Annotated in this window: 17 protein-coding genes; 8 read left to right on the top strand and 9 right to left on the bottom strand. The window is 41.3% G+C overall.

From position 1 onward, the window contains the following. Positions 1-42: 42 nt before the first annotated feature. Positions 43-336, top strand: coding sequence for a DUF4286 family protein (locus CKW03_RS04770; RefSeq protein ID WP_093098871.1), 294 nt, complete (start codon positions 43-45; stop codon positions 334-336). Here CKW03_RS04770 and CKW03_RS04765 read toward each other — a convergent pair. From CKW03_RS04765 to CKW03_RS04740, 6 genes are all read right to left on the bottom strand, one after another. Then, a complete protein-coding gene (locus CKW03_RS04765; RefSeq protein ID WP_236736520.1) occupies positions 333-680 on the bottom strand; it encodes a DUF983 domain-containing protein in 348 nt (115 codons plus the stop codon). The two genes, CKW03_RS04770 and CKW03_RS04765, sit on opposite strands and share 4 nt — an antisense overlap. Positions 681-743: 63 nt before the next feature. Continuing rightward, a complete protein-coding gene (locus CKW03_RS04760; RefSeq protein WP_093099076.1) occupies positions 744-1,022 on the bottom strand; it encodes a CAMCR motif-containing small membrane protein in 279 nt (92 codons plus the stop codon). A gap of 41 nt (positions 1,023-1,063) precedes the next feature. Next, entirely contained in the window at positions 1,064-1,765 is a 702-nt protein-coding gene (locus tag CKW03_RS04755) for an RluA family pseudouridine synthase (RefSeq protein ID WP_093098868.1), read from the bottom strand. 71 nt (positions 1,766-1,836) lie between these two features. Beyond that, a complete protein-coding gene (locus CKW03_RS04750) occupies positions 1,837-2,829 on the bottom strand; it encodes an MlaD family protein (RefSeq protein ID WP_093098866.1) in 993 nt (330 codons plus the stop codon). Between the two features lie 8 nt (positions 2,830-2,837). Further along, entirely contained in the window at positions 2,838-3,614 is a 777-nt protein-coding gene (locus CKW03_RS04745) for an ABC transporter ATP-binding protein (RefSeq protein ID WP_093098865.1), read from the bottom strand. Between the two features lie 6 nt (positions 3,615-3,620). Beyond that, on the bottom strand, positions 3,621-4,379 hold the full coding sequence (locus CKW03_RS04740) for an MlaE family ABC transporter permease (protein WP_093098864.1): 759 nt from the start codon (positions 4,377-4,379) through the stop codon (positions 3,621-3,623). Between the two features lie 218 nt (positions 4,380-4,597). Here CKW03_RS04740 and CKW03_RS04735 point away from each other — a divergent pair, with 218 nt between their 5' ends. The 3 genes from CKW03_RS04735 (at position 4,598) to CKW03_RS04725 (ending at position 8,252) form a co-directional block, all read left to right on the top strand. After that, positions 4,598-6,133, top strand: coding sequence for a DUF6600 domain-containing protein (locus CKW03_RS04735; RefSeq protein WP_093098862.1), 1,536 nt, complete (start codon positions 4,598-4,600; stop codon positions 6,131-6,133). Positions 6,134-6,361: 228 nt separating this feature from the next. Continuing rightward, entirely contained in the window at positions 6,362-7,540 is a 1,179-nt protein-coding gene (gene pncB, locus CKW03_RS04730) for a nicotinate phosphoribosyltransferase (protein WP_093098861.1), read from the top strand. Beyond that, positions 7,533-8,252: a class I SAM-dependent methyltransferase gene (locus CKW03_RS04725; RefSeq protein WP_093098859.1), complete on the top strand. Its 720-nt coding sequence runs from the start codon at positions 7,533-7,535 to the stop codon at positions 8,250-8,252. The genes pncB and CKW03_RS04725 overlap by 8 nt, the downstream gene beginning before the upstream one ends. Positions 8,253-8,552: 300 nt before the next feature. Here CKW03_RS04725 and serS read toward each other — a convergent pair whose 3' ends face one another. Then, positions 8,553-9,824 (bottom strand): serine--tRNA ligase, encoded by a 1,272-nt coding sequence (gene serS / locus CKW03_RS04720; protein WP_093098858.1) that lies wholly within the window; start codon positions 9,822-9,824, stop codon positions 8,553-8,555. Between the two features lie 117 nt (positions 9,825-9,941). Between serS and CKW03_RS04715 the strand changes: the two genes are divergently transcribed. Next, positions 9,942-10,484 (top strand): hypothetical protein, encoded by a 543-nt coding sequence (locus CKW03_RS04715; protein ID WP_093098856.1) that lies wholly within the window; start codon positions 9,942-9,944, stop codon positions 10,482-10,484. Here CKW03_RS04715 and tamL read toward each other — a convergent pair. Beyond that, positions 10,481-12,787, bottom strand: a complete 2,307-nt coding sequence (gene tamL / locus CKW03_RS04710) for a translocation and assembly module lipoprotein TamL (protein ID WP_236736519.1) — start codon at positions 12,785-12,787, stop codon at positions 10,481-10,483. The two genes, CKW03_RS04715 and tamL, sit on opposite strands and share 4 nt — an antisense overlap. A 52-nt stretch (positions 12,788-12,839) precedes the next feature. Here tamL and CKW03_RS04705 point away from each other — a divergent pair, with 52 nt between their 5' ends. From CKW03_RS04705 to CKW03_RS04695, 3 genes are read left to right on the top strand one after another with little or no spacing between them, the layout of a single operon-like run. Further along, positions 12,840-13,601, top strand: coding sequence for a TrmH family RNA methyltransferase (locus CKW03_RS04705; protein WP_093098853.1), 762 nt, complete (start codon positions 12,840-12,842; stop codon positions 13,599-13,601). Next, on the top strand, positions 13,594-14,787 hold the full coding sequence (locus CKW03_RS04700; protein WP_093098852.1) for an MFS transporter: 1,194 nt from the start codon (positions 13,594-13,596) through the stop codon (positions 14,785-14,787). The genes CKW03_RS04705 and CKW03_RS04700 overlap by 8 nt, the downstream gene beginning before the upstream one ends. A 7-nt stretch (positions 14,788-14,794) precedes the next feature. Beyond that, positions 14,795-16,072 carry an AI-2E family transporter gene (locus CKW03_RS04695; RefSeq protein WP_093098850.1) on the top strand — a complete coding sequence of 426 codons (1,278 nt, stop codon included), beginning with the start codon at positions 14,795-14,797 and terminating at the stop codon, positions 16,070-16,072. Positions 16,073-16,140: 68 nt separating this feature from the next. Here CKW03_RS04695 and CKW03_RS04690 read toward each other — a convergent pair whose 3' ends face one another. Continuing rightward, positions 16,141-19,071, bottom strand: a complete 2,931-nt coding sequence (locus CKW03_RS04690) for a DNA polymerase III subunit alpha (protein ID WP_093098849.1) — start codon at positions 19,069-19,071, stop codon at positions 16,141-16,143. Positions 19,072-19,102 lie beyond the last annotated feature (31 nt).

The following is a 19,102-nucleotide window of genomic DNA, read 5'->3' as shown; positions in this document are numbered from 1 at the left end:
TTGCAACCTTAATTTTACAGCTTCAATCAAGCTTAGATTTATATGTTTCTATACAACGTTTCAATTATCATCGAAGATTCCATCCATCAGGAAGTAATTTCTTGGACCAAAGGTCTATTAAATGAGAATCCTGAATTTGCCATTAAACTCCTCAAAATGCTCCATTCGCCACATGAAGGGCAAACCTATTGCCTTCAGGTAGTATTGAACAATGAAGAAGAAATTGAGAGGATTAAAGAGCAGGTTATTCAGCGGCTTCAGGAATATATTAGCAGGCATCATGTAGAAAAGGCATTTCTGTTTGATAGCATCATGCAATACATCCCCCATAATTAGCCCTTTAGGTTTGCACTATTTTTTCTGTCCCCATACAATTTAGGGTCGAAGGATACCTTCGGAGAAAGATAGTGCAATAAAACCAAACGTGAATAACGATAATTGAACGGTGCGAAGATCACGATCGCACTAAAGAGGACAATGATATAGGTCCATGGAGATTCGCTGCCTGTGAAATAAGCTGTCAACAAGGCCAACATTAATACCTCGCCTACCGAAAAAGCATAGCTCACATACATGGCTGCATAGAAATAGCCTGGTTCTATCTCGAATTTAAATCCACAATGTGGACAAAACTCATGCATTTTTTGTTTAGATAGACCATAGGCAGATCCACTATACATATTCCCAGTTCTACACTTGGGACATTTACTTTGGCAAACAGCTTGAAATTTAGAAATCATTCCTTATTCTTCCACCTGTTTAACCATATTCAATGAATTTGCTGAGCCTGTATTCCTGAATTTCTTATACCATAAGAAACCCACACCAGCAGCAATCATAAATGGCATTGCTAATAAAAACAAAATCCCATCATTTAAGCCCTTACCTTGGGTATTACCTTCCTGTGTACTGTTTTCAGCATTCAAGGTACACATGGCACATTGAGCTGAACTCGCAGTTGGCACAGCCAACAGGGTAATACTTAGCAAACTAGCAATTAGACCTATTCTGAACTTTTGCATGAAACTCATATTGCAAAGTTAACGTTATTATCCCAAATTTCTTATATGTTTCCCTTAATCAGGACATTAAATTTCTCCCAGAAGCCATCCTCAGGCAATGGAGCCTTAATGATCATCGGTTCATCCTTGATGGGGTGCACGAAACTCAATGATCTTGAATGCAGGCAAATAGTCCTTCTGTGGCTTCCACGTTGATAACCATATTTATTGTCTCCAACGATAGGACAACCCATGTATGCGAGTTGGCTGCGGATCTGATGGGTACGACCCGTCAAAGGATTAACCTTTAGCAAATAATAACCATCCAGGGTTCCAACCACTTCATAATTAAGTTCAGCATAACTTCCATTCTTTACTTCGCGATCATAAGCTTTGGTAATCATCTTTTTTCGGTCGCGCAACAACCAGTTTTTCAAAGTTCCTTTGGGATGCGCTGGTTTTTCACGAACCAGGGCTAGGTAGGTTTTTTCCACCTTGCGATCATGGAACAATCGGTTCATTCGGTCCAACCCCTTACTGGTTTTGGCAAAGAGGATCATGCCACTTACTGGTCTATCCAAACGATGGATAACCCCTAAAAAAGCCTCATTTGGTTTATTGTATTTCTTTGCCAAAAACTGTTTGACCATGTCCTCCATAGAAGGATCTCCAGATACATCCACCTGGACGATATCACCCCCACGTTTATTGATGGCGATGAAATGGTTGTCTTCGAAAAGAACATCTTTTTCTGTAATTCCCATATCAATTATTAAATATAAAAAGCGTCTTTGGCAGACGCTTTTCTATACTTTTTGACGATCAAATTCTTTAATTATTTAATTGAATCTTGAGCTGCGGCTGCTTCTTCTTTTGCTTTTTTCTTAAAGAAACCTCTCAACAGGAAGTTGCTTTGTAATGCTTCCATGTTTTCATCCAACTTTTCCGTGCTCAGGTTTAGATTCCTTAGAATCTGTTTAATTTCATTTGCAGCCTCAGGATCATTGGTCAATACACCGATTGCATTGTCCTTGTCGTTTAGGCGTTCTGAAGTCTGATTTAAGTTTGCCATCAATGCCGTTGCCGTTTGAGTGACACCTTGCAATTGTGCAGCAGACTCTCTTAGACTAGCAAACACAGCAGTATCTGTAGATAATTCGTGGATCAAACCTTGGTTACTGTTCAACTTTTTGGTTAATACAACCAAGTTGTTAACCGCTTGGTTTGCCTGGGTCATGGTACCATTCAACGAAGAAACAGATTGTTTCAAGTTGTTTGCAATGGTTTCATCAGTCATCATAGCCCCAACAGCACCCTTACCTTCAAGCAGGTTTTTAGATAGTGCAGCAAAGTTTTTGGTTATTTCCACTAAGTTTTCGTTGTTCACCTGTAGGGTAGCCAACATAGCGTCCATTCCACCTGAAACACCTGATTTAATTTCATCACCATTTTCGATCTGTGGGAAGGTTTCTGTACCACCCACCAAACTGATAATAGCATTACCGATCAAACCATCGGAACTCAATGTTGCGATAACGTCTTTTCGGATAAATTTGCTGGATTTCTCTTCAACGTTCATGACTACACGAACATTCTCCACACTTTCAAAGCTGATTTCTTTGATAATCCCCACCTTAACACCTGAAAACCAAACATTATTTCCGACTTTCAAACCTTTTACATCTTTGAAGTAAGTGGTTACCGTCAGGTTTTTAGAGAATTTGTTCTGTTGTGTTCCAATGACCAAAATCCCTGCAACCAAAATGATTAATCCGATGAAGGTAAACAATCCTACAATTATTGATCGTTTTCTCTCTGATGTTGCCATATATCTTGCTATACTATAAAATTATAATCATAAAAAGGTTTCACTCTCTCATCATCTGTATCAAAAATCTCAGAGAATTTACCCACCCGTTCAAATTTGCCATCCAAAAGCATGGCGACTCTATCGCCTACCATTTTTGCGCAGGCCAAATCGTGTGTAATAATAATAGAAGAAGTCTTATATCGTTCTTGAACCTCATTGATCAGGGTATTGATATCCAAACAAGTCAAAGGATCCAATCCTGCTGTTGGTTCATCATACATCATGATATCAGGTCTTAAAATCAAAGTTCGTGCAATACCGATACGTTTTCTTTGACCACCGGATAGTTCGGAAGGCATTTGATTGATGGTCCTCAATAGGCCCACTCCATCCAATACGTCCTCGACTTCACGGTCGATCTCTGCCCTAGTCAAGTTCCTTTTGTTTCTGACCAATGGGAACTCCAGGTTTTCACGTACCGTCATACTATCATAAAGTGCACTATTTTGGAAAGAGAATCCAATTTTCAAACGCAAATCGCGTAATTCTTTTTCGTTCAATTGATTCACTACTTCACCAAGTACCGTAATATCTCCCTTATCAGGTTTCAATAAACCGGAAATAAGTTTAATCAATACTGATTTACCTGTACCCGATCTACCTAAAACCACCAAGTTTTCGCCATTATAGAGTTGTAGGTCAACATTGCGAAGGACATGCAAATCACCAAAGGACTTACTGACCCCTTCCACATTGATCACTACATCATCGTAATTTATATTTACTGGCTTTTTCTGTTCCATAATCAATTATCCCATTAAAGCTAGAACCTGAACGATCAATAGTTCCTCGATGAACACTATAAACATGGACGCCACAACGGCACTGTTTGCTGCTTTACCTACTCCCTCTGTACCTTTTGAAGAATAATACCCCACATAGGTACTGACAAATCCAATGGTAAAACCGAATACAATAGCGCGGAAAACCATGGCGAAAATATCTTTAGGAGCGATTGCTTCAAATACCTGGGTAATAAAGCTTAGTATACTCAACTGATCTTTGGAAATAATACTCAAATAACCCCCTGCCAATCCAATACCAGCTACATAAAAACAGAGAACCGGTATCATAAAAGTTGTGGCCAATATCCTACTCACAATTAAGAACTTAAACGGATTGGTCCCTGAAACTTCCATCGCATCGATCTGTTCGGTAACATTCATGGAGCTTAATTCGGCCCCGATTTGGGAACCTACTTTACCGGATGCAATAAGGGCCGTTACCAATGGGGCCAATGCCCTTACGATGGCAATCGAGATTAAGGCTGGCAACCAGGATGCCGCACCAAATTCTTCTAAGGAAGGTCGAGATTGTTTTGTAAAAACAAATCCTACAATAAAACCCGTTAAACTAATCAATGGGAATGATTTCCACCCGATCTCATAACATTGTCTAATGATCTCTTTAAACTCGTATGGCGGACTCACCACTTCGCGAAAAAAACGCATCAGGAAGCGGTGGATCTTCGCAAATTCTAGTAATAAGGACTCAATTTTTTTAGCCATTAACTATGTGTATTAACGTGTTTTTCCAATTGCTAATTCGGAAATATTTTGTGGCAAATGTACAAAATTTCTTAATATCCATTCGGAAAGTCTATCCAATATTAGCAGAAACATCAATAAGAGCAAAAAAGTTTGACAAAATAATTATACAATTAAACCTTTTCTCAAAAGCGCTGGTCATACCTACAAATTATGGTAAAAAATTAAATTGTTTACATATGAAAAATTTGAAAACATCCACAATATATACCGCATTTATCATGATGCTCTTAGGGCTATTCAGCATAAATGCCGCTTCGGCGCAGGGATATGATGATGTCGATTTCGATGTTTTTCATGAAGAACTGGATCCTTACGGGGATTGGGATCATGATGACGAATATGGCGATGTCTGGTACCCTGATGAAGACGATGATTTTCGTCCTTATGGTACCAATGGTTATTGGACCATGACTGAATATGGTAACACATGGGTATCGAATTACGATTGGGGCTGGGCTCCTTTCCACTATGGTCGTTGGATCCACAGACCGCATAGAGGTTGGGCATGGGTTCCAGGCTATGAATGGGGACCAGCATGGGTAGATTGGCGTAGTGGTGGTGGCTACTATGGTTGGGCACCGATGCGTCCGGGAATAAGTGTAAACGTAAGCCTTGGTATTCCCCTAGACTTATGGGTATTTATCCCAACTACACGCATCTATGATCGCTATATGAACAGACACTGGTCTTATGGTCGTCGCAACATTTATAATAACACAACGATTATCAACAATACATACATTGTCAACAACAACCGTTACTATGGAGGTCCTGCACGCAGAGACATCGAAAGACACATCGGTAGACGTGTTGATGTTAGAAATGTAAACTTTGACAACAGACGTGGTGCTTCACGGGTTAGCCGCAGCTCTGTATCGATGTACCGTCCAGACAGGAACAATCGTTCGGATCGTGCTGCCAACAGCAGAAGTGGCCGTCTTGAAAACAACCGTAACGCACGTTCTTCTGACAGATCTCCTGCAAACCGCGTAGAGAACAGGTCAGGACGTAGCCAAAGCGGAAGAAGTAATTCAGATTACAGAATCACTAGAAATGCCAACGGACAACGTGAAATGCATATTGGTAACGGAAATTCAAACCGTAGCAATAGAGAAGCAACCAATAATTCACGTTCTGGAAGAGTAGAAAGAGGAAATACGAACAGCAGAGACCGTCAGCCTTCTTCTCGCGGAAAAGTATCTATGGATCGTTCTTCATCTAGAAACGAAACAATGAACCGCAGCTCTAGATCGACTAGAAACGAATCGATGAACCGTAGTTCTAGACCGACTAGAAATGAATCGATGAACCGTAGCTCTAGACCGACTAGAAACGAATCGATGAACCGTAGTTCTAGACCGACTAGAAACGAATCGATGAACCGTAGCTCTAGACCGACTAGAAACGAATCGATGAACCGTAGCTCTAGACCGACTAGAAACGAATCGATGAACCGTAGCTCTAGACCGACTAGAAATGAATCGATGAACCGTAGCCAACAAAGGCAATCGGCTCCACAGCGAGAACAACGCCAACCTAGAATGCAACAAGAATCTAGGTCGCAAAATAGAGTATTTCAAACACGCAATTCAGAAAGACCACAAAGTCGTCCTTCTGTACAACGTAGTTCAAACCATGAATCTAGGTCCTCTTCAAGACCACAATCAAACCAACGTTCAGAACGTGGTTCAGGTAGAGGAAACAGAGGATAAATTTTTATATTTAGTTGAAACAATTTGTTAAAGCGGGCTGATCTAGATCAGCCCGCTTTGTTTTTAATATGGCTGCACCCTTTCAATTTGGAAGCTAATGGAATAGAAATCCATGGTTAGATTTTAATCCAAAAGGGTATGATTTTTTGTTTTGTTGTGGATAAAAAGGCATTTTTGTTCCTGCTTTTTGTTAACTTCAATAAAGCACAAGCATTAATTTTTTAGGGAATGGCAAAACTTACCTCCATTTTAGACAATGATTTTTACAAATTCACCATGCAATATGCGGTGGTGAAACTCTTTCCAAAAGCGAAAGCTCGCTATCAATTTATTAACCGTGGGAAACATCAGTTTCCAGAGGGTTTTGCCGATAAACTGAGGGAAGCTGTAAATCAATTGGCAAATTTGAAGCTTACTGCTGCGGAAAAAAGCTTTTTCGCAAAGACCTGTCCATATATTGACCCTACCTATTTTGATTTCCTACAAGGGTATCATTTTGATCCTGATGAAGTCAAGATCACGCAAAATGGCCCCGACCTTTCGGTGAAGATCGAAGGCTATTGGTACAGGACCATTTTATGGGAAGTACCATTGATGGCATTAATCTGTGAAACCTACTATGAGGTAACTGGACAAAAAAGGGTTGACGATGCGGAGGTCATGAATATCGTACATGAAAAGATGTACAAATATGATAAACTCAATATTACGATTGCCGACTTCGGAACCCGAAGGCGCCACTCCTATGCTGTACATGATTTAGTGATCAAAGCCTTGAAGGAACATCCTTCCAAGACTTTTATCGGAACAAGCAATGTGCATTTAGCCATGAAATACCATATCAAGCCAATTGGCACTCATGCACATGAATGGTTTATGTTCCATGCTGCGAAATACGGTTATAAGATGGCCAATTTGCTGGGCTTGGAGAATTGGTCTGACGTGTACCGTGGTGACTTAGGGATTGCCCTTTCTGATACCTATACTACGGAAGTCTTCTTTAAACAATTTGACAAAAAGCTAAGCAAGCTATTTGATGGAGTTAGGCATGATAGTGGCGATGCGATAGAATTTGCCCAAAAGACTATAGACCATTATAATAGCAAAGGCATTAATCCGCTCAATAAGACCATCATCTTTTCAGATGGTTTGGATTATGAGAAGGTGGTTAAGATTTCGAATTTCTGTCAGGGTAAGATTGGATACTCTTTTGGTATCGGAACCGATTTTACCAATGATGTTGGCTTATCGAGAATGAACATCGTGATCAAGATGACAGAGGCCTTCCCTGATGAGGGTGAATGGACTCCAGTGATCAAGCTGTCTGATGAGCCAAACAAGCATACTGGCGATCCTGAAGAGATAAAAATGGCGAAGCGCTTCCTAAATATTTCAAACCATGAATAGAGATGTTTATGGCGAAGCCCTGTATGATTATCATGGGCTAGGAAAACTGAATGAACCTCTCCTATTGCACAGTAGCTATGGCGATATTGAGGAAATGCCTATCGAGGTTTTTTTCAGGGAAGAAGAAGATATTCCAGAATTGGAATTCATTGCCCTATCCCTTTGTGATGGCAAGGTCTTGGATGTAGGGGCTGGAGCGGGTGTGCATGCTCTTTATTTGCAGGAGAAAGGATTTGAGGTCGATGCTATGGAAATATCGGCGACCGCCTGCAAAATCATGGAAAAACGTGGCGTAAAAAATGTAATCCATGCGGATTTCTTTCAGTTCGCCGAGAAAAAATATGATACTTTATTGTTCTTAATGAATGGCATAGGTATCGCCGAAACTGTAGATGGTTTCAGGAACCTGCTTAAACATTCTAAAAGCCTGCTTACAGATAAAGGACAGTTGATCTTTGATAGCTCTGATATATCTTATCTCTACGAAGAGTATAGAATCGCCAGACCGGATCATTACTTTGGCGAAATCAACTTCCAATACGAATACAAAGGAAACCTTGGCCAACCTTTTAAATGGCTCTATATTGACCAACAAACCCTTATCAAAATCGCCCATGAAGAAAACTGGGTCGTACAGATCTTATTTGAAGATGATAATGACCAGTATTTGGTAAGGATGGAGCCGAGAAGAGATATGAGTATTGAGATTTGAGATATGAGATAGAATGGCTCTAAGAGAGTATTGAGATATGAGTATTGAGATATGAGATAGAAAGGCTCTAAGAGAGTATTGAGATATGAGTATTGAGATATGAGATAGAATGGCTCTAAAAGAGATGTGAGTATTGAGATGTGAGATATGAGATAGAAAGGCGCTATTTTTTTGAAGAGAAATGTGAGTATTGAGATTTGAGATATACAGGTTTCAAATTTAATATCTCATATCTCACATCTCATATCTCAATACTGACTAAAAACAAAACATCCCCGATTTCTCGGGGATGTTTTGTTTTTAGTCAATATAGTCAAACCCTACATAAGGGACCAGAACTTCTGGGATCTTGATGCCTTTTTCGGTTTGATTGTTTTCTAAGAGTGTCGCTACGATCCTAGGCAATGCTAGTGCGGAGCCGTTTAAGGTATGTGCTAGTTGGGTTTTACCATCTTCGCCTTTGAAACGTACTTTCAGGCGATTCGCTTGGTAAGTTTCAAAATTGGACACAGAAGATACCTCTAACCAACGCTCTTGCGCTGCTGAATAGGTTTCCATATCGTAGGTCATGGCAGATGTAAAGCTCATATCGCCACCACATAGGCGTAAAACACGGTATGGCAATCCTAATTTCTGCAACAAGGACTGTACATAGCTGCTCATTTCCTCCAGTGTTTCGTAAGATTTTTCTGGATTCACGATCTGAACCAATTCTACTTTATCAAATTGGTGTAATCTGTTCAATCCACGAACATGGGCACCATAGGATCCCGCTTCTCTACGGAAACATGGTGTATAGCCACAGTGTTTAATTGGGAAATCATCGCTTTTTACAATAGTATCGCGATAGATATTGGTGATTGGAACTTCTGCTGTTGGGATCAAATAAAAGTCGTCATTCGTGACGTGATACATCTGACCTTCTTTATCAGGCAATTGCCCTGTTGCATAAGCAGAATCTTCATTCACTACAATAGGAACCTGAACTTCGCGGTAGCCCATTTTTGCAGCTTCATCCAAGAAGAAGTTGATCAGTCCACGTTGTAAACGAGCTCCTTTACCTTTATACACAGGGAAACCAGCACCAGTGATCTTGGTACCTAATTCGAAATCGATGATATCGTATTTAGCTGCCAATTCCCAGTGCGGCATGGCGCCTTGAGGTAATTGGGGAACTGTTCCGTTTTCAAGGACCACTTCATTATCCTCTGGTGTTAAGCCAGCAGGAACCATCTTATAGGGAAGATTGGGCAATTGGATCAACTTATCGTGCAGTTCTTTTTCGATCTTATCCAATGCTTCAGTAAGTTCTTTGATTTGCTCTTTATATGATGCAGAACGCGATTTGATTGCTTCAGCTTCCTCTTTCTTGCCTTGACGCATCAAGTCTCCAATTTGCTTCGCGGACGAGTTTGCCTCCGCTGCAATAGAGTCAGAATGATTTTGGGTTTTGCGACGTTGTTCGTCTAAAGCAATGATCTGATCGACCAATTCTACTTCGTTGAAATTCTTAACTCCAAGCCTTTCAACTACATGGTCCCGATTTTCGCGGATGTAATTTAATTGCAACATATAATTATGCTTTTTTATTTGTATCGGGAGCAAAGATAAGAAGACCTCCGCAATTAATAAACTTGAATTTGTAGCCTATCCATTTTTAGAATCCTTGCAATTTTGTATCATTGCATCATGAAAAACAGTTGGTTTCTTTTCTTATGCCTTGGTATCTTGTACCTTATGCCCCAAGATTTGCTGGCGCAAAACACAATTATTAAGGACTTTACGGTAAAGGAAAACCTTTCGCAGAATGGAAAATTGGCGATAATTGCCATCGATACTGCCGAAAAAACGGACAATACGGTCAACGGTAATTATAATTTTACCATCAATGGTTTTTCACAGGAACTTAAATTTACGGACGGCGTCGCTGTTACAAGCAATCCTATTGAATCTTCCACATTTGTATTTTTCAAGCATAAATTTGCTGGATCTGACTTGGGTAAGCTATTCTTTTTGCGGGTAACAGATAAAGGCATTACACCTTATAAAATCAGTGGGTTCCTGTTGATCATTATCCCATTGTTGATCTTATATATTGCCTATAAATTCAAGCGCTTCTTGATCACTCTTTTGATTCTTGCTGCTATTTACTTCTATCTGAACTACAGCAAAGGATTGGATGTTCGCCAATTGATCGAAAGCAGTATCATGGGATTGAAAGGTCTGCTCTAGAAAGGCATCCCTACTCCGAAATTATATTGGATAAAGCTATAACGGTCAGGCCAGTTGGTCTGATAGTAATCCTGTTTGAATTTCTTGGCATTGAAGAAGTCCTTGATCACCCATTGATCTGATCCCGAGAACTGGGGATCTTTCAGTTTAAGGCCTGCATCAAGACGGATAATAAAATAATCAAGGTCTACACGCAATCCAAAGCCTGTACCCAATGCAATTTGTGAAAGGAATTTATCGCCTCGGAATTCTCCATTTGGATTGATGATATCCTCACGGATCCTCCAGACGTTTCCTGCATCCAAAAAGGTAGCTCCATTTAACTTGGCGCCAAAGAAATTGTTCAACATCCGAAAGCGGAATTCAGCATTGGACTCCAACTTTATTTCCCCCAGCTGATCTAGGTTTCTCAGGTTCACACGGAATTCAGGATTGATGGAAGAACGATTATAGCCACCGGGACCCAGCGTACGGGCCTGCCAAGCACGGATCCCATTCATACCACCTGCAAAAAAGCTCTTCTCAAAAATCATGTTCAAGGAAGAGTTGTTTCCATAAGGAACCGCAACGCCTGAGTTAATCCGGAAAACAAACTGCCTGTTTCCACCCAGATGTCTATACCAACGATAGTCTATCTCACCTTTCATATATTGCAGAAACGGCACGCCGAAGATCAGTTTCTCGCCGTCTTCATTTTGCTTGAATTTCATGACATTTCCTAATAGCCCTAGCAGATTTCCACTGATATCCACTGCCCCTCTGAAATAACTGAAGTTCTCTTTTGTCGTTAATTTCGGCCCATTGTAGGTATAGGCATATTGAGCCCCTAAGCCAAAGTATTTACGGTCATTGCTTCGGACATACAGACCATAGCCTTGATCGATCAGGCTCTCTTTGAATTCATCGTTCAACTGTCCATGTCTATACTCGATAACCACTGGGGTCAAGCTGTGCATCTTATTGGTCGCCTCATACCAGATATAGTTCAGGCTATTGATCCAATATCGATTGGCATAGGTTTGATCTTGAAAGAACAATTGCAAACTTGAAGAAAAAGTGGTTCTAGGCAAACCGTATCGACCCACACTACGAACCCTAAACGGGGTCAATAATCGTGGGAAAGAAAGATTTACCCCTACCTGAAAATCATTGTTAAAGATTTTATCCGCCAAGCTTCCTGGCAACCTGGAATCAAAAAGGACCCCATACCGCATTTTGACCTCAATGGTTTCAGAACCTCCGAACACATTCCGATGTGAGAAGGTGTTACCCACGTTGAAACCGCTCATCCCTGAACTGAATGTAAATTCGCCTTCTATCTGATTGCTCATGGCAGAACGCGGTACCACGGTATATTGGACATCCAATTTGTTGGAATCTTTTTGCTGGTAATTGATCTTAACCGAGCGGAAACCATTCATTTCATATAAACGGTCGTAGGCTAGCTCTTCGTTAGCACTATTGAATTTTTGTCCAGACCTGAGGAAAGCATATCTGGATAGGGGTCTTAATTTAAAATTGCCGGTTTGATCGGTATAGAAAATCTTGGTCAGGGTATCGAATTTACCTTCAGAATTCTTTTTTAATTCCGGATCGGCAGCTTCAACTGTAAAATACACACTGTCAATATAATAAATCTTATGTTTAGTTGAATCCTCCCGGTTGGACACCTGGATCAATAAATCGGCTTGATTGTCCAAATCTATGGTGTCAATTCCAGCACGCATATACTGCCTTAAATAATCATAATAACCCGACTCTCGCATATTGGTATAGAGGCGTTCTCGTTCAAGGTATAGATCGGATGCATCATAGCGTTTTCCGGATTTTAAGGGGCTGATCGGAACGACCTTTTCCTGATAGATGGAATCTACTGCTGGATCCTCTACCGTCCTATCGATTTCTCGGATGGTATAAGGATTTCCCAGGTTTGCATTAAAATTGATTTTGGCTTTCTTTTTATTGAATTCGATCTGGGGCTCAACCTTGGCATTAAAATACCCCTTGGTTTGAAGAAATCGTTGGATCTGGGTTGCGGAGAGATCAACGACCGCAGAATCAAGGATCCTAGGGGCCTCCCCTACATTTTTGATGTTCTCGGTTTTATATTGTCCATCTCGGGTATTGAACATGTTATAAATGGTCAAATAGAGTGGAGAATTTGGACGGATTTCATTAGCCACGTACATTCCTGCGGGCTCTTTCAATTCAGGTGTTACCCCATTTAAATCGACATCGGTGACCAGATATTGATTGTCGTCGAGGTATTTCGCCGATCGACAGGACGCAATAATTAGCGACAAAAACGTTATACTTGCAAAAAATAATAAACTTCTTTTATTAGTCATTCATCCCATGTTGTCAAAAGCTCAAATCAGTCTAATTACTTCATTGCAGCATAAAAAATTCCGAACTCAGCATAACTTATTTGTGGTAGAGGGCATAAAATCCGTTTTGGAGTTTGCACATTCAACCTACAAGATAAGTAAAATATTTGCGACAGCAGATGCCGCTGTAAAATTGGGCAAAATACCGCAAAATATAAAACTTGAAGAGCTTACTGTAGTCGAGTTTGGGAAAATAAGTAGCTTGAAGAATCCACAAGGCGCATTGGCTTTGGTTGAAATACCGCATTTTAATCAATTAAATGTAAAGGATCTTCAGGGGAAGCATAGTTTGATTTTGGATGATGTGCAAGATCCAGGCAATTTAGGAACCATCATCCGTACTGCGGAATGGTTCGGGATTGAAAACATTATCTGCTCAATAGGCACTGTAGATGCCTATAATCCGAAGGTTGTGCAAGCCACCATGGGTTCACTTTCCCGGATTAAACTACACTATCTAGATTTGGAAGAATTCATTCAACAAAACAGCATGCCTATCTTTGGTGCTCTTCTGAATGGAGATTCCATTTATGAAACCAATTTTGGGAAGGAAGGGTTTATCATGATGGGCAATGAAGGCAATGGAATTAGGGAAAACCTGATCCCTAAAGTTGATCAGGCGGTGACCATTCCACGGGTTGGCAAGGCGGAGTCATTGAATGTGGCAGTGGCGACGACAATATTTTGTTCAGAATTGACGCGACAAAATATGGAAAGGAAAAATGGATAATATAGAAAACGAGAATCAACCTTTATATACAATACAATTCGGACTACTCTGTTTGAGCTCGCTCCTATTCTCTTCGAGTTTTAATATGATTATTCCGGAGTTACCCAACTACCTCTCTTCCTTGGGAGGTGCAGCACACAAGGGCTTAATCATTGCTCTTTTCACACTGACGGCTGGAATTTCAAGACCCTTTAGTGGCAGATTGACTGATAAATGGGGCCGAGTACCTGTGATGGCCATAGGTTCGATCGTATGTGTCATCTGTGGGTTTTTGTACCCTATCCTGAGCAGTGTTTCTGGATTCTTCCTCCTTCGGTTGGTGCATGGTTTCTCAACAGGATTTAAACCCACAGCAACCTCTGCTTATATTGCCGATATCATTCCATCGACGCGTTGGGGTGAGGCATTAGGGATGCACGGGCTTTGTTTCAGTATTGGCGGTGCAGTGGGGCCAGCTATCGGTAGTTATATTGCGCTGAAGTATGACCTGAATACCATGTTCTATAGTTCTTCGGCATTTGCGTTTCTATCCATCATCATCGTGATGAACATGAAAGAAACGCTGAAGGAAAAGAACAGGTTCTCTCCTAAGATGCTCAAGATTTCACGTCGCGACATTATCGAAGTACGCGTAATACCTGCCGCCATTGTTACTTTGCTCTCTTACACTGCTTATGGGGTGATATTGACCTTAATCCCTGATTGGAGTGAGCATTTGGGCATAGTAAATAAGGGTTTGTTTTTCACGGCCTATACTGTGGCCTCCATTGGGATTCGATTTATATCTGGAAAAGTGGCGGATCGGTACGGTAGGATCAGTGTGATGAAGGTGGGCTTGGTTGTCGTTGCTATATCCCTTTTGTATCTTGGTTTTGGAAATAGCATTGCACAATTGGTGATCGGCGCCTGTCTGTACGGTATAGGTACGGGGATCTTTTCGCCAGCGGTCAATGCTTGGACAATCGACCTATCTCTGCCACAATATCGTGGGAAAGCCATGGCGACCATGTATATTGCCCTTGAAGCCGGTATCGGAGGTGGCGCATTATTTGCAGGGTACATTTATCACGATGAAATACTGAGAATTCCGTATATTTTCTATGGGAATGCACTGATCATCTTACTTGCATTTTTTTATGTGATTTACTGGAATTCAAAAAACAAAAAAACTCATAACCTGTTATAGCATTCATATGGAAAATAAACAAACCAAAAGACCCTATTCCTTCGAGCTTGCATCAAGCTTAATGGCGTTGGTACTTATCATTGTCCTCATGTACTTTACCCAGGGTGTTTTGCTGCCACTCATTTTTTCAATTCTGATTTCAATTTCCCTTTATCCATTGGCAAGATTATTTGAGCGGATCCGTCTTGGAAAGGCTTTTTCAGCAATCTTAGCCGTCATTGTGGCGATAGCGATTATTTCAGGTTTATCATGGTTTATTGTCTATGAAAGTATCTTGATTGGAAAAGATGCATCAGCCATTACTGACAAGGTGATGTCTGTATTGGAAGGTGGCCAGAAGTGGTTGGAAAGTCAATTCGGCATTGAAAGGACTGAAGTGATGGAAAAATTGCGCGAACAGGGTGAAAAGGCCATGGAGAACGCTGGAGGAATGCTATCCAGTACATTCGGCTCAATTGGAAATATCCTCGCGAGTGCAATCTTGGTTCCTTTATTGAGTTTTTTCCTTTTGTATTACCGTGATTTCTTCCGTGAATTTTTCTTTAAAGCTTTTAAATCATCCCCTCAAAGTAAAGTGAATGAGGTGTTGAACAAAATATATGATGTGGTTCAGAGTTATTTGGTCGGCTTGATTACCGTGATGGGAATCGTGGCTGTGCTGAATACGGTGGGGCTTATGGCGATGGGAATTGACTATGCTTGGTTTTTTGGTTCATTGGCTTCCCTGCTGATGCTGCTTCCTTATATCGGGATCGCAATTGGTTCGATCTTGCCTGCATTATTCGCCTTGGCAACGAAAGATAGTGCTCTATATGCATTGGGTGTGGTGGCATGGTTTCAAGTCGTGCAATTTCTGGAAGGGAACATCATTACACCTAATATCGTGGGATCCAAGGTGAGCATCAATCCTTTGATGGCAATCATCGGAATCCTATTGGGTGGGATGTTATTCGGACTGGCCGGTTTGATTATCGCCTTGCCTTTTATCGCGACATTGAAGGTTATTTTTGATTCAAACCCTAATATGGAAGCCTTCGGTTTCTTGATTGGGGAACCAGAGAAGCTGCATCTCAAGCGAAATTCGACGCAGGAGCTGCTGATGAAATGGGGAATCGTCCGAATGCCGAAAAACAAGAAGAAGATTGAAGTTGATGTCAATGTCTCAGTAGATGGTCCTGAAGAGACACCCCATACGGAAATGACTTACAAGGAAATCAATGAATCGGAAGAACTTCCGTATGAAGACCTTCCGCAAGATGAGTTTAAAAAGAAGGACGAAGAGTAGATTTTTCGGAATTCTGAAACATAGACAAAAGACATAAGGTAAGCTTTATGTCTTTTGTTATTTTATACCTATTGCTGAATGTTAAAACCAAGCTTACGCATTGCCGAAATCTCAACACTGTACACCCCAAACTCCTCCATTACCTTGCCGTGAAGTTCATAAAAACCGCTCCCTTGGAAAGGGTACTGACGGAGTACGGGTGGGAAATGCACGGTATCCAGCCAATCTCCTTCCACATCTAGGAAGGTTCCGAAGCACATCCGCTCTTTTTTGATGGTTCGGGTTTCTTTCAAGGTCACCAATCTGCCGATGATCTTGATCTGTTGGCCAAGCAGGTCTGGCAACTGATTGACCAGGACTGATCCTTTCAGATATTCTTTATTCAAGAGTTCAAAGAAGTCACCTACGACAAAGCCCAATAGATCGAGCTCATCCCGCAGGTCATCCATCCTGTTCTTTTCAAATTCAGGCAATGAAAACTTGATTTCTTCTGTTTCGAAAAGGGTTTTGGGATCATCTTTTTCTGTCCGCTTGTTTCTGAAATTCGCTTCCCATAGCAGAGTTTTCTTATCCAATCCAGTGAACCGTAATGCCCCGATCCGGATCAAGATATTGAGTTGTTCGGGAGCAGGATGCAAGCGCTGAAGGACATCATTCAAGCTCTTGTAAGCACCATTTCGCTGCCTTTCTTCAACAATCTGATGGGCAAAATCCTGTTCAAGGCCTTGCAAATGGATAAAACCGACATAGACCTGCTGATCTGATATATTGGTAAGATGGTCGCTGTTGTTTAAGCATGGAAGCTGGATGATCCCGCCATTCCTCCGTAATTCATGGAAATAGAATTCCGTGCGATAAAAGCCTCCGAAATTATTAATAACGGCGACATAAAATTCGCATGGAAAATAAGTCTTCAGATAGAGACTTTGATAGCTTTCGACCGCAAAGGACGCCGAATGGCCCTTGGCAAAGGAATAACCGCCAAAGCTCTCCATCTGCCGCCAAACTTCTGAAGTAACCGATTCTTCATAGCCCTGCTCTCTGCAATTAGAGAAGAATTTCGCACGCATCAGCTCAAACTTATTTTCAGAGCGATATTTACCGCTCATTGCCCTTCTCAGGATATCGGCCTCTTCCAAGGATATCCCCCCGAAATGATGGGCAACCTTGATCACGTCTTCCTGATAGACCATCACGCCGAAGGTCTCTTCAAGGAGTTCCCTCATTTTAGGGTGCAGATATTCGATTTTATCGCGATCATGATAGCGCTCGATATACTGCTTCATCATCCCTGATTGAGCTACACCAGGCCGAATGATCGAACTGGCAGCCACTAAGGTGAGGTAATCTGAACATTTCAGTTTACCCAAAAGCTGCCGCATGGCGGGGCTTTCGATATAAAAACAACCGATGGTATCGGCCTTACGAATCATTTCTGCGAGCTTGGGATCTTCAAAAAAGCGATCTACTTGATGGATGTCCACATGTTTGCCTCTATTTTTCTGCACCAATTCAAGGGCATCCTTGATATGACCCAGTCCGCGCTGGCTGAGGATGTCAAATTTAAAGAGCCCTATCCTATCGGCTTCGAACATATCCATATGGAGGGTCCGAAATCCCTTTGGTGGTAATTCCAATACCCCATAATCATTCAATGGCTTTTCACTGATCAATACCCCACCGGCATGTACACTGATATTACTTGGAAAATCAACCATCAGAGCTCCATATTTTTGGATCCAACGTTGGATTTTATCTTCCGCACTCCATTCTCGCTTATGCACCAATTCATCAATTTCTTCCTTAGGCAAACCAAATACCTTTCCCAATTCCCTCACGATAGCCCGGCGTTGAAAAGTATTGTACATGCCCAACAGAGAAACATTCTGGCGACCATACCGCATGAACAGGTACTCAAAGATGGCGTCGCGATCTTTCCAACTAAAGTCAATATCAAAGTCGGGCGGAGAGGTCCGATTGGGGTTCAAGAACCGTTCAAAATAGAGGTCAAGCTTGATGGGATCCACATCGGTAATGCGTAGGCAATAGGCCACGACCGAATTGGCACCACTACCCCGCCCAACATGATAGAAGCCTTGCTCATTGGCATAGCGCAACATGTCCCAGACAATCAAAAAATAGGAATTGAATTCAGATTGCTTGATAATGGAAAGTTCCTTTTCCACCCGTTCCATGGCTTTTTTGTTCTTGTTCCCATAACGGATCTTGCAACCTTCAATGGCCAACTTCCGCAACAGCTCATGATCATCGTCCATGCTGGCAGTGAAGTGTTTCTTATTCTTATCGACATGGAAAGTCATTTCAATCGAACAGCTCTTGACCACTTCCATGGTTTTGCTGATAACAGAGGGAAACTTTGCATAGGCCGAGACTAAGCTCTCTTCATCCATTAAAGTCTCGTTGGGCTTGGCATAATCCTCTTTGACCAACTTGGACAACAGGGTGTTCTTAGCGATCGCCCTTAAAATGCGATGAAGGTCATAATGGGTCTTATCTTGATAGGTCACAGGTTGCAGCACGACCCAACAGTCAGCTTGAAGTCCCTCTTGCCAACTCAATTTATTAAGGTCCTCTTTCCTTAAGCCTATTAATTCATTTGACTTTAACTGTTCAATCTCAGGATGATTCTCAAAAGTATAAATCACCCATAGGTCATCGGATTCAAAAGGTGGTTTTTTTGGGAAGTCCAACTTCCGTTGTTTGTAAAAGGAAAGAAAACTCTGGATGACGAATAAACCGGCATTGTTTTTCGCCAAAAGGATATAACACAATTCGTTTTCATTGCGAATTTCGACCCCCACAATTGGTTTGATGTTTGCTTCCTGACATTTCAATACAAAATCCCAACAATCGGCCGTACTGTTGATATTCGTCAGGGCCATTGCCTTGACTCCTAACGACTGCGCACGCTCCACCAAATCCCTCGTAGGAAAGGTTCCATAATGAAAACTAAACCAGGTCTTGCAATTCAAAAACATTTTACAAGATTAAGGTTTTTTTAAATCATTT

The sequence above is a fragment of the Sphingobacterium mizutaii genome (assembly GCF_900187125.1).
GTDB lineage: Bacteria > Bacteroidota > Bacteroidia > Sphingobacteriales > Sphingobacteriaceae > Sphingobacterium > Sphingobacterium mizutaii.
Note: the sequence above shows the minus strand (reverse complement) of the source record. Positions and strands in the feature narration are given on the sequence as shown.

Coding starts and splice junctions, on each gene's coding strand:
- CKW03_RS04770 (WP_093098871.1), top strand. CDS start 43: ATGTTTCTATACAACGTTTCAATTATCATCGAAGATTCCATCCATCAG.
- CKW03_RS04690 (WP_093098849.1), bottom strand. CDS start 19,071: ATGTTTTTGAATTGCAAGACCTGGTTTAGTTTTCATTATGGAACCTTT.
- CKW03_RS04740 (WP_093098864.1), bottom strand. CDS start 4,379: ATGGCTAAAAAAATTGAGTCCTTATTACTAGAATTTGCGAAGATCCAC.
- CKW03_RS04700 (WP_093098852.1), top strand. CDS start 13,594: ATGGATAATATAGAAAACGAGAATCAACCTTTATATACAATACAATTC.
- CKW03_RS04745 (WP_093098865.1), bottom strand. CDS start 3,614: ATGGAACAGAAAAAGCCAGTAAATATAAATTACGATGATGTAGTGATC.
- CKW03_RS04735 (WP_093098862.1), top strand. CDS start 4,598: ATGAAAAATTTGAAAACATCCACAATATATACCGCATTTATCATGATG.
- CKW03_RS04715 (WP_093098856.1), top strand. CDS start 9,942: ATGAAAAACAGTTGGTTTCTTTTCTTATGCCTTGGTATCTTGTACCTT.
- CKW03_RS04705 (WP_093098853.1), top strand. CDS start 12,840: ATGTTGTCAAAAGCTCAAATCAGTCTAATTACTTCATTGCAGCATAAA.
- serS (WP_093098858.1), bottom strand. CDS start 9,824: ATGTTGCAATTAAATTACATCCGCGAAAATCGGGACCATGTAGTTGAA.
- CKW03_RS04760 (WP_093099076.1), bottom strand. CDS start 1,022: ATGCAAAAGTTCAGAATAGGTCTAATTGCTAGTTTGCTAAGTATTACC.
- CKW03_RS04750 (WP_093098866.1), bottom strand. CDS start 2,829: ATGGCAACATCAGAGAGAAAACGATCAATAATTGTAGGATTGTTTACC.
- pncB (WP_093098861.1), top strand. CDS start 6,362: ATGGCAAAACTTACCTCCATTTTAGACAATGATTTTTACAAATTCACC.
- CKW03_RS04695 (WP_093098850.1), top strand. CDS start 14,795: ATGGAAAATAAACAAACCAAAAGACCCTATTCCTTCGAGCTTGCATCA.
- CKW03_RS04755 (WP_093098868.1), bottom strand. CDS start 1,765: ATGGGAATTACAGAAAAAGATGTTCTTTTCGAAGACAACCATTTCATC.
- CKW03_RS04725 (WP_093098859.1), top strand. CDS start 7,533: ATGAATAGAGATGTTTATGGCGAAGCCCTGTATGATTATCATGGGCTA.
- CKW03_RS04765 (WP_236736520.1), bottom strand. CDS start 680: ATGTATAGTGGATCTGCCTATGGTCTATCTAAACAAAAAATGCATGAG.